Here is a 13,551-nt window from a genome sequence, read left to right as displayed (position 1 = left end):
GAGATCGTCGTTCACTTCTGCGTTTTCGTCGCTCTCAATCGCGCAGCCGCAGACCGATTGGCTTCCACGACGCCCTGCGTCGTTCCGGCCCGTCCGAGCCCGAACGCCGGCATGTTGACGTAGATGTTCTCGTAGGTGCCCGGCGCTACCGCGTAGGTCTCGTGCCAGATGCCCACGGAGCCATCCGTGCCGATCGCCTTGTTGAAGGCCTTCCATGCGGGAAGATGTTCGGCTTCCTTGTCTTTCGCGTAGGCGAGCAGCTGCTCCATGGAGCGCCAGTACTGGACCTGGATGATCGTCCGCGAGAACCACATTTCGGCATGCAGGAGGCCGCGCTCCGGCTGGCGACCGAGCTCCTTGAGCATGCGCGGCATGGCGCTGGCGACAGGCAGCCACTTGTGGACTTTCCATGGCTGGTTGATGCGCATGCCGATGAGGAACACGACGAAGTCGCCCTCCAGTTTGGCGGTCAGGCGTTCTCGATGAATCATGGGTTAGGGCATCCTGTTTGGAGGCGGTGAAGTCTATGTCTGGACTGTGTCAGTCCACCGCATCGGCGGCCACCTCAATGCGACGAAATGCATGTTCGAGGTGCCAAGTGCGCCTGGTGCGGATCAAATCGCAATACCGGATCAGGCCCTGTTTTTCATGGGCTATGCTGCGCGGCGCAACGCAACTTTTTTAGCTTGGAAATCAATCAATCAATGGAAGACGTGAAGATCCTGCAGATCATGCCCGCCGAAGGCTGGGTTGCCGTGTATGACGGAGGCGAGGACGGCGAGATGGAAGAGCCCCTGGCGTGCTTCGCGCTGGTCCAGGTCGACTACAAGAATGGCGACGGCCCGCAGACCGAAGTGCGCGGCATGGCGCCTGACGAGAAGCTCATGGCATTCGTGGAAGATGCCGAGAATTTCGTGACGATTCGCCGTGCCGAAGAGAGTGAAGACGACGACGAAGAGGAAGACGAGTCCGAAACCGAGGACTGAGTGTCCGGGCCGGGGGTTATAGCGCGTATCGCAATGCGCCCAATACCCAATCTGCGGGATTGCTTGGAGGGTACCGACGGCTCACCATCGCTGCATGTACCTTCACCCTCTCACGGCGAACCTGCCGGCCGCGGAGCGCGAGGCGCTCATCAAGTGCAGCGAGCTTCGCCACTACAAGCGCAACGACACTTTGCTGAATGCGGGTGAGTCGACCGATCAGATCTGTTGCGTGGCAAGCGGGCTGCTCCGTGTCGTCACGCCCTCGCGTGATCAAGGCACCGAAGTGACAACCGAGTTCGTCGCACGCAACGACTTCTTCTTCGATCTGTCGATCCGCGAAGACCGCTACCAGTCGATGCATACCCTCGTTGCCGCGCTGCCGTCGGCGGTCTATTTCGTGCCCATAGCCGTCATGCGCGGCCTGTGTTCCAGGCATCCCGAGGTCGCACTGGGCCTGCTGGGCCTCGCGATGAAGCGAATGAGCATGCTGCGCGCCCAGATGCGCCGCATCTCGTCGCTGCCGCCCGAGGCGGTGGTGCATCGCGTGCTGCACCAGTTGGCCGACCTTGCCCCGTCGAGCGCAGGCGGGTTCGACAAGCGCATTTCGCAGTCGGTGATCGCGTCGTACGCGGGCCTTTCGCGGGAGGTGGTCAACAAGACCATGCGCGGCATGGAGAACCGTGGCCTCATGCGTCGCGACGATGAGGCGCTCTACCTGACCGATGGAATGGCGACGACAGATTTCGGCACGTTGCGCGACATCGCCCCACCGCCTCGGACTTTCAGCGCGGCCTGACGTCTTGCGAAGCGGCTTTGGAGGTTGGGCTTCGGAGGTTGATCAGGCGCCGCCGCGCGTCGGCGCAGCGCCGTCGTCGGACGGCGGGGAAAGTGGCATCTCTGCCGCTTCGCCATTCTCGACATAGTTGGGCTCGACCGGGTGCACGATGGCCGCAGTCTCGTCGTCGTCGAACTTGACCAGCAGGTATTCGCCGCTCGATCCCCGGATGGTGCCGAAGCGGCCCTTGAGTTCCACACGGCCACCACGCCGCGCGGGAACCTTGAAGCGCGTTCGTATGTAGGGAAGACCAACCTTGAAATATTCGACCACGGAAAACTCTCTGTAGTGCTGCGGTGCCACGTCGGAATGTCATTGGCAGCGCCTCCCTGGCTGGCACGAATCCGGCGACTGCTTGGTCGCAATTTCCCGGGAGGCGTCAGGATGGCGTGTCAGCCGGAACCGACCGTTGCTGACAGCCGCCGGGTCTCCGGGAGCGCTCGAGCGTTGCGCGAAAACCCCGAATTCAACCCGTTCCGAAGATTTTTTCAAGCGCTGCCTCTTTTGCGGGCATCGCGTTGCAGGCCACGCCAGACAAGGCTTCCGGGCGCTGCACACAAGGTTTTCCACAACATTGTCCCCATCGGAAAGGGAAAACATGTCATTGCCTTGTGGTAGGCCGCAGTGACCGCGCCCGACCCGTCGAAGCGCTGCTGGTATGCGGGCAAAAAAATACCCGCCGAAGCGGGTTGCGAGGAGCCCATGAGGGCGCTCTAAGAACGAACAGAGAGCTCTTCTTCTATTTGCGGCCCTGTTGCGTGACAGCAATTGCATGGTCCTGGGAGGCCGGCTGGAAGCCTGTCAGCCGGAAACAGTCAGAAGCCGTAGGACACTCATTAAAACGTGAACTATTTGGCAGTTTTTTCAGGGTCGGAAGTTGTTGTGCCACAGCACCAAATTGGAATTGTCGGTGCCGTCCGACAAGGCGGCGGCGCTTGAAGCCCTAGATTTTGTTTGCTCGCTTCGAAGTGCGAGTTCTCTGTGTGTGACAGCACTCAAGAGGTTCAGCCCAGCCTAGTGCTGGGTTTTTTTTGTTCGATTTCTGTTCAAAGGAGCTCGAAGTGAAATTTCGTGTTCCGAGGGTGGCTGAGCAGTGGTGCCGCCACACCGACAGCGTGCTCCCAAGCTTCGCGCCATGCGCGGGCATTGGCAATCTGCGTGTCCGTCATCGACTCCGTGCCCCACTCGAGTTGGCTCGACCAGGCCCGGTAGCACTTCACCACGCGCGTCGGCGGCCCGATGCGCTGCTCGAGCACCCGCAGAAAGGTGAAACGCACTTCCATCAGGTCCCGTATGGAGAGACTCGTGCCTTCGAGGCGCACTGTATAGGCTTGGTCGCGATTGGTTTTGTTTTCGAACATCGGACTCGCATGCAGGGACTGCGAGCAACTTGCCAGGAGCGCAGGGCGCTCATCCGAAGGTCTCCGCCCTGCCGCTAGAGGTGTGGGGGCAGATACTAGCGAGACGCCGGTTGCTGGAAACGAGACGGCCGTCCCGGTTTTCTGCTTTACACGCGCGCGAGCCCGCGGCGTGGTTGTTGCAGGCGGACGCCCTCAACGCAGGAACACGTGCTGCATGAACTGCTTGATCGGGTACTGGATCACGGTCTGCACCCGCGCCGGCAATTCCAGCGGCCGCATCAGCATCTTGAGCGTGGTGCCGGCGCTCAGGTTGGTGCGGATGGTGCTGTTCATCTTGGCGCTCAACTGCTGCACGTAGGCGGTGTCGCTGGCGCGGCTGGGCGAGCGGGCCTGTACCACGTGGCGGATGGCGCAGTCGGCATCCTCGCTCTTGAGCTCCAGCGTGCGGCGGCCGATGGTGCCGAACACCCGGAAGCGGCTCAGCCTTTCCTGCTCGCGGTAGCGCCGGAAGAAGCGGTAGAAGTGCTTGTAGTGGTTGACCTCGTCGGTCGCGATGCGGCTTGCCAGGTCGTGCAGCACCGGCTCCGTGGTGCTGCGGGCCATGGCCCGGTAGTAGGTGGCGGTGCCTGTCTCGACAACGCAGCGTGCGGTCATTTCGAGGGCGCGGGTGGGTGCCAGCAACTCGACCTTGCAGTAGGTCGCATACTCTTCCAGGAAGCCTGCGTAGGCGGTGTCCCATTCGAACTCCGGCCACACGTGGCGCACGTAGGCGCGCAGCGCCTTGCCGTGTTGCAGTTCTTCCTTTTCCCAGTGGTTCGACAGCCAGTCGGTGACCTCGTCGTCGCCCTGGAAGAAATCGATCAGGTTCTGGGTGTAGAGGTCGGAGCCGCTCTCGATGAAAGAGGCCGAGACCACCAGGTAGAAGAGGTTTTCGTCCGCACGGACCTCATCGAGCGCAATGCGCGAAAAGTCCAGATCTTCGATCTTCCAGTGTTCCGCCTCTTGCCTTGCCATGCGCGCTCCTTGCTTCAAGTCCGTACAAGTACGGATGACGTCGCCCGTATTTGGTTTTCTTTTCCGTCAGGGCCGCATATTAGCCGCGGCGCCCGGATCATGCTGTTTTGCCCTGGACAGCCCGGGAACCGTGGCCAAACCTATAATCGTTTGTTCAAGCAAATCAAGCAGTTAGGCCGGTTCGCCGCAGTGGGTTCGACAAGAGGGTCGCCATCGCCGCGCCGCCCTCGACAGAAGACGAATCCAAAGATGAGCCAGCCCACATTCACGGTCGCGGACATCCGCAAGACCTTTCTCGATTTCTTCGCTTCCAAGGGCCACACGGTGGTGCCGTCCAGCTCGCTGGTTCCCGGCAACGACCCCACCCTGATGTTCACCAACTCGGGCATGGTCCAGTTCAAGGACGTGTTCCTGGGCGAAGACAAGCGTCCCTACGTGCGCGCCGCCTCGGTACAGGCCTGCCTGCGCGCCGGCGGCAAGCACAACGACCTCGAGAACGTGGGCTACACCGCGCGCCACCACACCTTCTTCGAGATGCTGGGCAACTGGAGCTTCGGCGACTACTTCAAGCGCGAATCGCTGAAGTGGGCCTTCGAGCTGCTCACCGAGGTCTACAAGCTGCCGGCCGACAAGCTCTGGGCCACCGTCTACATCGAGGACGACGAGGCCTACGACATCTGGACCAAGGAAATCGGCCTGCCGCCAGAGCGCGTCGTGCGCATCGGCGACAACAAGGGCGGACGCTACATGTCCGACAACTTCTGGATGATGGCCGACACCGGCCCTTGCGGCCCGTGCTCCGAGATCTTCTACGACCACGGCCCCGAGATCCCCGGCGGCCCCCCCGGCAGCCCCGACGAAGACGGCGACCGCTACATCGAGATCTGGAACAACGTGTTCATGCAGTTCGACATGCAGCCCGACGGCTCGGTCAAGAAACTGCCCGCGCCCTGCGTCGACACCGGCATGGGCCTGGAGCGCCTGGCGGCGATCCTGCAGCACGTGCACAGCAACTACGAAATCGACATCTTCGACGCGCTCATCAAGGCCGCCGGCCGCGAAACCGGCACGCAGGACCTGTCGAACAACTCGCTGAAGGTGATTGCCGACCACATCCGCGCCACCTCGTTCCTGGTGGCCGACGGCGTGATCCCGTCGAACGAAGGCCGCGGCTACGTGCAGCGCCGCATCATCCGCCGCGCCATCCGCCACGGCTACAAGCTGGGCCAGAAGAAGCCGTTCTTCCACAAGCTGGTGCCCGACCTCGTCAAGCTCATGGGCGATGCGTACCCCAAGCTCGTGGCCGACGAAAAGCGCATCACCGACACGCTGAAGGCCGAGGAAGAGCGCTTCTTCGAGACGCTGGCCAACGGCATGGAAATCCTCGACGCGGCGCTGGCCGGTGGCGCCAAGACGCTGCCGGGCGAAGTGGCGTTCAAGCTGCACGACACCTACGGCTTCCCGCTCGACCTGTCGGCCGACGTGTGCCGCGAACGCGGCGTGGGCGTCGACGAGGCCGGCTTCAACGCGGCCATGGAAAAGCAGAAGGCCGCGGGCCGTGCGGCCGGCAAGTTCAAGATGGACCGCAACGTCGAATACGCCGGCGCGGGCAACACCTTCACCGGCTACGAGCACCTCGAGGAAAACGCCAAGGTCGTGGCGCTCTACCTCGAGGGCGCCGCCGTGCAGGAACTCAAGGAAGGCCAGAGCGGCATCGTGGTGCTCGACACCACGCCGTTCTATGCAGAGAGCGGCGGCCAGGTCGGCGACCAGGGCGTGATCGTGTCCGAGGGCGTGCAGTTCGGCGTCGAAGACACCCAGAAGATCAAGGCCGACGTGTTCGGCCACCACGGCACGCAGACGCAGGGCACGCTCAAGGTCGGCGACGCGGTGAAGGCCGCGGTCGACACCGCCCGCCGCGCTGCCACCATGCGCAACCACTCGGTCACCCACCTGATGCACAAGGCCCTGCGCGAAGTGCTGGGCGACCACGTGCAGCAGAAGGGCTCGCTGGTCGACGCCGACAAGACCCGCTTCGACTTCGCGCACAACGCGCCCGTCACGCGCGAGCAGATCACCGAGATCGAGAAGCGCGTCAACGCCGAGATCCTTGCCAACGCGCCGACGCAGGCCCGCGTGATGGACATGGAGTCGGCCCAGAAGACCGGCGCCATGATGCTGTTCGGCGAGAAGTACGGCGAGACCGTGCGCGTGCTCGACATCGGCACCAGCCGCGAGCTGTGCGGCGGCACCCACGTGAACCGCACCGGCGACATCGGCCTGTTCAAGATCGTCAGCGAAGGCGGCGTGGCCGCTGGCGTGCGGCGCATCGAGGCCGTGACCGGCGCCAACGCGCTGTCCTACCTGCAAGACCTCGAATCGACCGTGCAGAGCGTGGCCGCCACGCTCAAGTCGCCGGCCGCCGAGCTGCAGGGCCGGCTCACGCAGGTGCTCGAGCAGGTGAAGGCGCTGGAGCGCGAGGTGGGTTCGCTCAAGGGCAAGCTCGCCTCGTCCAAGGGCGACGAGCTGCTGGCGCAGGCGGTCGACGTCAACGGCATCAAGGTGCTCGCCGCCAAGCTCGACGGCGCCGACGCCAAGACGCTGCGCGACACCATGGACAAGCTGAAGGACAAGCTCAAGACGGCAGCCATCGTGCTGGCCGCCGTCGACGGCGACAAGGTGCAGATCGCGGCCGGCGTCACCGCCGACAGCACGGCCAAGGTCAAGGCCGGCGAGCTGGTCAACTTCGTGGCCCAGCAGGTCGGCGGCAAGGGCGGCGGCAAGGCCGACATGGCTATGGCCGGCGGCACCAACCCGGCGGGCCTCGCGGCCGCGCTGCAGTCGGTGCAGGCCTGGGTCGCGGAACGCGCCTGACGCCACCACGCCCCCAGCGCGCAAGCACTTCGTTTCATGCCAGACGCGATGCCCGGTGAAGTGCTCGTGATGGGGGCCGGCACCATCGGGTGCTTCATCGGCGGCAGCCTTGCAGCGGCGGGCGTGCCCGTCACCTTCGTCGGCCGTCCGCGCGTGCTCGAAAAGCTCGCGACGCACGGGCTGACGCTCTCCGACATGGACGGCGGCCGCCACAAGCTGCCGGCCGCCGGGCTGCGGCTGTGCGAGCAGGTGCCCGTCGGTGCCCGGCCCGCGCTGGTGCTGCTGTGCGTGAAGAGCGGCGCCACGGCCGAGGCCGCTGGCGAACTGGCCTTCGCGTTGCCCGCGGGCACGACGGTCGTTTCGCTGCAGAACGGCATTTCCAACAGCGACGCCGCATCGCAGGCCGGGCCGTCGCTCAACGTGCTGTCGGGCATGGTGCCCTACAACGTGGCCGAGATTGGCGCCGGCGCCTTCCACCGCGGCACGCCCGGCCGGCTGGCCGCGCAGGACGACGTTGCACTGCGCCCCTGGCTGCCGGTGTTCGAGCGCGCCGGCGTGCCGCTCGACCTGCATGCCGACCTGCTGCCCGTGCAGTGGGGCAAGCTGCTGCTCAACCTCAACAACCCGGTCAACGCGCTCTCGGGTCTGCCGCTGCGCGAAGAGCTGATGCTGCGCGGCTATCGCCGCTGCTTCGCGTCGCTGATCGACGAAGCATTGAGCATCCTCAACGTTGCGGGCATTGCGCCGGCGCAGGTGGCTGCGGTGCCGGCGCGGCGCTTGTCGAGCCTGCTGCGCCTGCCCGACTGGGTGTTTCGCATCGTCGCGGCGCGCATGCTGCGCATCGATGCCAAGGCCCGCTCCAGCATGGCCGACGACCTGGCACTGGGCCGCCGCACCGAGATCGACGCGCTCAGCGGCGAGGTCGTGCGTCTCGCGCAGGAGCATGGCCTGAGCGCGCCGCGCAACGCGCGCATGGTGGGCCTGCTGGGCGCATGGCCGCAGCAGCCCCGGCGCTGGACGGCGCGCGAGCTGCAGGACGCATTGGGCCTGTAGCGCTCGCGGCGTGCCCGGGCGCATGCGGCCTCGGGTACGCAACTTTCATGGCATTTGCTACGACACGAACCTTCGTACTGTGGCGATGCACGCACAGTCTTTGCCCTCGAGTCTTGTCATCTGCGTGAGCATGTGTTGCCGCTGCTGAACCATCTTCGTAGCGTGCATGCTGCGCCGTGGCCCATGACTCCATTCGGCCTATGGCGCGCGAACATTTTGAGAGAGAAAAGTTCCGGCAGTCGTTGAGCCGTCGCATTCGATCAGCTAAAACTGGCGCACTTCAATGGACGAGGGAATGCGCGTGAAACCAACGAGAAGAGCCGCAAAGATTCTTGCCATCGCCAGCATGGCCTGTGCCGTTGACGACGACGCGCGCGAACGCGCCCTGTCGATCTCGCGGCGCTGAACGCACCCTCCGCGCCGCCAGCCCTAGCTGCGCATCCCGCATCCGATCAACCCGCTGCCTGACGGGAATGGACGAGCTCATCCCTCGCATCCTGGGACCACCGCTTTCTGCGCGGTGTGGCTCCTGCGTGCGTGTGCTTTCCTGACGAACCACCTGTTCGCCGGGAGGGCACCGTGCTGCCCGCTGCATGGGCAGTTGTTCATCCATCTCATCCGCGCGTGCCATGCGCATCGCTGGCTATCCGTCGGCGCTTGCGGGGCGGCGCATCTTCTTCTTACCAAGAGTACCCAGAGGCGATCATGAAAAAATTCAACACACCCGTCGTCAATCATCTTGCCATCACGGCGGTGACCCTTGCCGTGCTGACGGCCTGCGGCGGCGGCGGAGACAGCGGCGGCGGTGCTTCTCTCGGCGGAGGCGGCGTCGGCCTCGGCGCGTCGTCGGGGCCGGTGGTTTCGGCGCCCGCGGTCGATCCCACGCAGAAGGCGCCCGACGACGGCGTGCCCGTGGCCGCCAGCGACCTGGCCGCCGCAGCGGTGGACCGCTCGGCCAAGCCGCAGGAACTGCCCGACACCGTCTGGCCCAGCAACTACAAGCTGTGGTTCCGTCCCGATGCGGCGCTCAAGACCTTCGTGGGCCGCGGCGACGTGGAGATCGAGGTGCTCAAGCCGGTCGATGCCATCGTCGTGGCCGCGCACAACCTCAACTTTGCCAAGGGCCGCACCACCTTGCGCAAGGTGTCGAACCCCGGCGAGGCGATACCGCTGATTCCCACGCCGCAGACGCTCGGCGACTTCGTGCAGCTGCGGCTGAGCGACGGCCAGATCGCCAAGGGCAAGTACCTGTTGCACATGGAGTGGGACGGCAAGATCCAGTTCTCCGACGCGGAGTTCTGCCCGCCCGCGGAAGTGCAGCGCAACCCGTTCTGCTCGGCCGCCACCGGCATCTTCAAGGTCGGCCTCTCGACACCCGAGGGCGTGAGCAGCGACGCCATCGTGACGCAGGGCGAGACCAACTACGCGCGGCAGTGGTTCCCGGGCTGGGACGAGCCGGCCTTCCGCCATACCTTCGAGATCTCCGCCGAGGTGCCCGGCGACTGGAAGACGGTGTCCAACGGCGCGCAGATTTCCGCCGTCAAGCTGCCCGACGGCTACCAGCAGGTGTCGTTCGAGAAGACGCCGTCGATGCCGATGTACCTGACCTTCTTCGGCGGCGGCAAGTTCGACATCCTGCCCGACACCTTCAAGAACCCGCTCGGCGGCAGCGACATTCCGCTGCGCTGGTTCACCCCCCCGGGCCGCTCCACCTGGGCGACCTTCCCGATGGAGTGGACCAAGGTGGCCATGGACTACTACTACAAGTACACCGGCATCCCGCTGCCGATCAAGAAGTTCGACACCATCGCCGCCAACGACAGCTACGACAACAAGCCCAACACCGGCTTCGGCGGCATGGAGAACTGGGGCGCGATCTTCGAGTTTGCCGACGCGGTGCTCACCAAGCCGGGCGACAAGCCCACGCTGTATTCGGTGACGGTGGTCACGCACGAGATCGCGCACCAGTGGTTCGGCGATCTGGTCACGCTCGACTGGTGGGACAACGTGTGGCTCAACGAGTCGTTCGCGCGCTGGTTCGAAAGGCGCACCACCATCAAGTTCCACCCCGAGTACTACAGCTTCTCCGACTACGTGCTCGACAAGCACAACGTGATCGTGGCCGACCTGAAGAACACGGCGGTGCCGGTGCAGCGCAACCTCAACGACGCCGGTTCCTTCGGCTTCATCAGCCCGTCGATCTTCGTCTACAACAAGGGCAGCCACGTGCTGGAGACGGTGCAGAACTACATCGGCGAAGAGGCGATGCAGAAGGGCCTGCAGATCTACCTGAAGGACTACGGCTTCGGCAACGTCACGCCCTCGCGGCTGTGGACTTCGCTGGAGAAGGTGAGCGGCGGCAAGAAGGTGGCCGACATCGGCGACAGCTTCATCCGCCAGACCGGCGTGCCGCTGCTCACGGTCGACGCGCAGTGCGCGGCGGACCGCACCTACGTCAACATCACGCAGGAGTCGTTCCCCAACCAGAACCAGTTCCCGGCCTCGACCTGGAACATCCCGGTGACGCTGGCGTACGGCAACGCGATGGAGCAGCGCAAGACCTTCGTCATGTCCACGGGCGCGGTGCAGGTGGAGCTGCCGGGCTGCACCGCGGTGCTGGCCGGGCCGACCGGGCAGGACTACTACGTGAGCAACTACAGCGCGCAGTCCTGGAGCGCGCTGCTGGCCAAGGCACAGAGCTTTGCCGACAACAAGCCGCTGCTGCTGAACATCGAGCGCGACGCCTTCCGGCTGCTGCAGGTGGGCCGCATCACGCAGGCGCAGTACGACCAGATCAAGGGCATCGTGAACCTGCCGGCGGCGCTGCTGGCCAAGACCAGCGAGAGCCAGCAGAAGATGGCCGCCGTGGACGCGGGCGTTGAGAAGGAGGAATACCCGCACGCGCTGCGCTTCCAGGGCAACCTGAAGCTGCGCGAGAACACGAAGCGCTGAGAAGGAAGGCCACCATGAACACGGCATCGAAGAAATGGCTGGCCGCCGGCGCCTCGGCGCTGCTGCTGGCCGCATGCGGCGCTGGCAGCGGCAACGGCGCGCCGGAGGCGGACCTGGTCGGCGTCTACGCCGTCAGGCAGAACGGCGCGCTCAAGGAGCTCATCAAGATCGAGCGCCAGGGCGACGCCTACGTCATGCGCGACAAGGTGCGCACACCCGAGTGGAGCGAACCGAAGATGCAGATGCGGCCCGTGTCGCGCGAGCAATGGAGTCGCATCACCACCGACAAGGAGAACACCGCCTTCGTCGGCGTGGCGAGCGGGCAGCTCGGCATCTTCAAGGTGCCGGCAGGCTGGAAGAAGAACGGCTTCCAGACCTCGACCGGCTACTTCCTGTTCTATTCGCAGGGGCCGGTCGAGGCGTACAAGCTCTGAGCGTTCAGGCCGGGGGCGCGACGCTCGCGCCCTCGATGCGATGTCGCTTCAGCGCGTCGGCCACGAAGCCGGCGGCCTTCATTTCCTCGACGAAGGCCGCCAGCAGCGCCTGGGCATCGACGCCCCGGCTGGCCGGCGTGCCCATGGCCTGCTGGATCACCATGAAGCGGCCCGGCAGCACGCGCACGCCCGGCGCGCGCTGCGCCTCGCCTTCGAGCAACTGGCGGATGCCGGCCGCCACTTCGACCTCGCCCGCGCGCAGTGCCGCCAGCGCCGGGCCGGCGCCCTGCAGCCGGACGATCTCGGCCTGCTGGATCTCGCGCGTCAGGAACAGGTCATAGGCGCTGCCCGCGCCGACCGAGATGCGATGGCCCGGCGCATCGACCTGTGCGTTGTCGGTCAGGGCGCTGGCCGAGGGCACGAGGTAGCTGCCCTCGATCAGCACGTAGGGCGCGGTGAACAGCAGCCCTTCGCTGCGCGCGGGATCGATGGCGAAGAAGCCGATGTCGGCCTTCTCGTTCTTCACCGCGTCCACGGAGGCCGCGGCCTTCTCGAACACGACCAGTTCGATGCCCACGCCCAGCCGCCGAGCGAATTCGCGCGCCAGGTCGATCGACACGCCCACCGGCTCGCCGCCGGCGGGGTTCCTGTTGGCGAGGATCGGGTTGCCGAGGTTGATGGAGGCGCGCAGCGTGCCGCCGGGCGCGAAGGCTGAAACGAGGGCGGGGGAGATCGTCGTCGGCTGAGGCTGTGTCATGGCGTTCATTCGTCGGCAGGCGCCGCCGGGGGAGATGGGGAGCGCGCCAGTTTACGGGGGCGCTTGCCACATTTCCTACCGGATGTAGGGAAGCGCGCTCACCGGGCGGGGCTCGCGGATTCGCTTACCCTTGGGGATATTCGAAGAAACAATTTTGTCTCCGCCGTGCCGCTTTCTACCTTTCTTGTCGAAGACAACGCCCACATTCGCCATAACCTGATCGCCGCCATGGAGGACGAGGTCGACATCCACCTGATCGGCACCGCCACCACCGAAGAGGACGCGGTGGCCTGGCTCGGCGACAACCCGGGCGCCTGGGACCTGCTGGTGGTCGACCTGTTCCTGCACGAAGGCTCCGGCCTGGGCATCGTCAAGCGCTGCGGCCGCAGCCGGCCCGGCCAGCGCGTGGTGGTGCTGACCAACTACGCCACCGGGGAAATCGCCGATTGGGCGCGCGAACTCGGCGCCGACGCCGTGTTCGACAAGGCAGCGGACCTGGACGGCTTTTTCTCGCTGTGCGCCAGTTTCGAGGCCGAAGGACGGAAGAGCGGCGGCAAGCCGATGGAAAGCCTCGCGCCATGAGCGTGGGAAGCATGGAAAGTACGGAAAGCACGGCAGCCCAGCCCTCCGTGGCCGAGGTGCTGCGCCCGCTGCGCAACGCTACCCAAGCGCTGCACGAGGCGCTGGACAGCCGCCTGCCGATCGCGCGCGAGAACGCCTCGCTGGCGGACTACGCCGCCCACCTGCGCGCCCTGCGCCCATGGCTGGAGGCCGTTCGGCAGGCGCTGGCCGCGCCCGGCGATCCCGGGCTCGACCGGGTGGCGCGGCGCACCGACCGGCGCCTGGCCGCGCTCGCGCTCGACCTCGAAGACGCCGGCGCGGCGCCGGCCGGGGAGGGCACGGCCGTATCGGCCGAGCCGCCCGAGCCGCCATTCGCCCCGCAACTGGCCGAAGCCGCCCGCGAACCTGCCTTCGCCTGGGGCCTGGCCTACGTGCTCGAGGGCTCCCAGCTCGGCGGCATGGCCATGCACAAGCGCCTGGGGCCGAGGCTGGCGCCGCACCCGATGCGATACTTCCAGCCGGTCGACGCGCCCGACGGCCTGGCCGCCCAGTGGAAAGACTTTGTCGCGCAACTGGCGGCTGCGCTGCGCGATCCGGCCGCCGTTGGCTCGGCCCAGCGCGGCGCGGTGGCCGGCTTCGAAACCTTGATGCCGCGCTTCGGCCTGCAGGTGGCCGCGCTGTAGGAACTGGCCGACGAGAGCGCCCGGGACACGCTGGCATGATC

General features: G+C 65.7%; 13 protein-coding genes. 8 read left to right on the top strand and 5 right to left on the bottom strand.

Translation table 11 applies throughout. From position 1 onward, the window contains the following. Window positions 1–11 precede the first annotated feature (11 nt). Complete coding sequence (locus QRN67_RS20575; RefSeq protein ID WP_285413323.1) at window positions 12–491, bottom strand: DUF4188 domain-containing protein; 480 nt, start codon at window positions 489–491, stop codon at window positions 12–14. 222 nt (window positions 492–713) lie between these two features. Here QRN67_RS20575 and QRN67_RS20570 point away from each other — a divergent pair, with 222 nt between their 5' ends. Continuing rightward, window positions 714–986 (top strand): hypothetical protein, encoded by a 273-nt coding sequence (locus QRN67_RS20570; protein WP_285413322.1) that lies wholly within the window; start codon window positions 714–716, stop codon window positions 984–986. Window positions 987–1,080: 94 nt separating this feature from the next. Continuing rightward, complete coding sequence (locus tag QRN67_RS20565; protein WP_285413321.1) at window positions 1,081–1,782, top strand: Crp/Fnr family transcriptional regulator; 702 nt, start codon at window positions 1,081–1,083, stop codon at window positions 1,780–1,782. Window positions 1,783–1,824: 42 nt separating this feature from the next. Here QRN67_RS20565 and QRN67_RS20560 read toward each other — a convergent pair whose 3' ends face one another. The 3 genes from QRN67_RS20560 to QRN67_RS20550 form a co-directional block, all read right to left on the bottom strand. Further along, window positions 1,825–2,094 (bottom strand): hypothetical protein, encoded by a 270-nt coding sequence (locus tag QRN67_RS20560; protein ID WP_106934870.1) that lies wholly within the window; start codon window positions 2,092–2,094, stop codon window positions 1,825–1,827. Window positions 2,095–2,867: 773 nt separating this feature from the next. Continuing rightward, entirely contained in the window at window positions 2,868–3,182 is a 315-nt protein-coding gene (locus QRN67_RS20555) for a hypothetical protein (protein WP_106934869.1), read from the bottom strand. A gap of 192 nt (window positions 3,183–3,374) precedes the next feature. Next, window positions 3,375–4,196 carry a ferritin-like domain-containing protein gene (locus QRN67_RS20550; RefSeq protein WP_106934868.1) on the bottom strand — a complete coding sequence of 274 codons (822 nt, stop codon included), beginning with the start codon at window positions 4,194–4,196 and terminating at the stop codon, window positions 3,375–3,377. 249 nt (window positions 4,197–4,445) lie between these two features. Between QRN67_RS20550 and alaS the strand changes: the two genes are divergently transcribed. The 4 genes from alaS (at window position 4,446) to QRN67_RS20530 (ending at window position 11,509) form a co-directional block, all read left to right on the top strand. Beyond that, window positions 4,446–7,070, top strand: coding sequence for an alanine--tRNA ligase (gene alaS / locus QRN67_RS20545; protein WP_106934867.1), 2,625 nt, complete (start codon window positions 4,446–4,448; stop codon window positions 7,068–7,070). 36 nt (window positions 7,071–7,106) lie between these two features. Further along, entirely contained in the window at window positions 7,107–8,123 is a 1,017-nt protein-coding gene (locus QRN67_RS20540; RefSeq protein WP_285413320.1) for a 2-dehydropantoate 2-reductase, read from the top strand. 705 nt (window positions 8,124–8,828) lie between these two features. Beyond that, window positions 8,829–11,075: a M1 family metallopeptidase gene (locus QRN67_RS20535; protein ID WP_285413319.1), complete on the top strand. Its 2,247-nt coding sequence runs from the start codon at window positions 8,829–8,831 to the stop codon at window positions 11,073–11,075. A 14-nt stretch (window positions 11,076–11,089) separates the two neighbouring features. After that, window positions 11,090–11,509, top strand: a complete 420-nt coding sequence (locus tag QRN67_RS20530; protein ID WP_285413318.1) for a hypothetical protein — start codon at window positions 11,090–11,092, stop codon at window positions 11,507–11,509. Between the two features lie 4 nt (window positions 11,510–11,513). Here the strand turns inward: QRN67_RS20530 and QRN67_RS20525 are convergent, their stop codons facing one another. Then, window positions 11,514–12,266 carry a transporter substrate-binding domain-containing protein gene (locus QRN67_RS20525; protein WP_285413317.1) on the bottom strand — a complete coding sequence of 251 codons (753 nt, stop codon included), beginning with the start codon at window positions 12,264–12,266 and terminating at the stop codon, window positions 11,514–11,516. Window positions 12,267–12,431: 165 nt separating this feature from the next. Between QRN67_RS20525 and QRN67_RS20520 the strand changes: the two genes are divergently transcribed. Further along, on the top strand, window positions 12,432–12,848 hold the full coding sequence (locus QRN67_RS20520) for a response regulator (protein ID WP_285413316.1): 417 nt from the start codon (window positions 12,432–12,434) through the stop codon (window positions 12,846–12,848). Window positions 12,849–12,859: 11 nt separating this feature from the next. Further along, window positions 12,860–13,510: a biliverdin-producing heme oxygenase gene (locus QRN67_RS20515; protein ID WP_285413315.1), complete on the top strand. Its 651-nt coding sequence runs from the start codon at window positions 12,860–12,862 to the stop codon at window positions 13,508–13,510. Window positions 13,511–13,551 lie beyond the last annotated feature (41 nt).

Origin of the sequence: Variovorax sp. efr-133-TYG-130, from assembly GCF_030208835.1 — a bacterium.
Taxonomy (GTDB): Bacteria; Pseudomonadota; Gammaproteobacteria; order Burkholderiales; family Burkholderiaceae_C; genus Variovorax.
The sequence above is the reverse complement of the archived record's forward strand: the minus strand, read 5'-3'. Positions and strand labels throughout refer to the sequence as shown.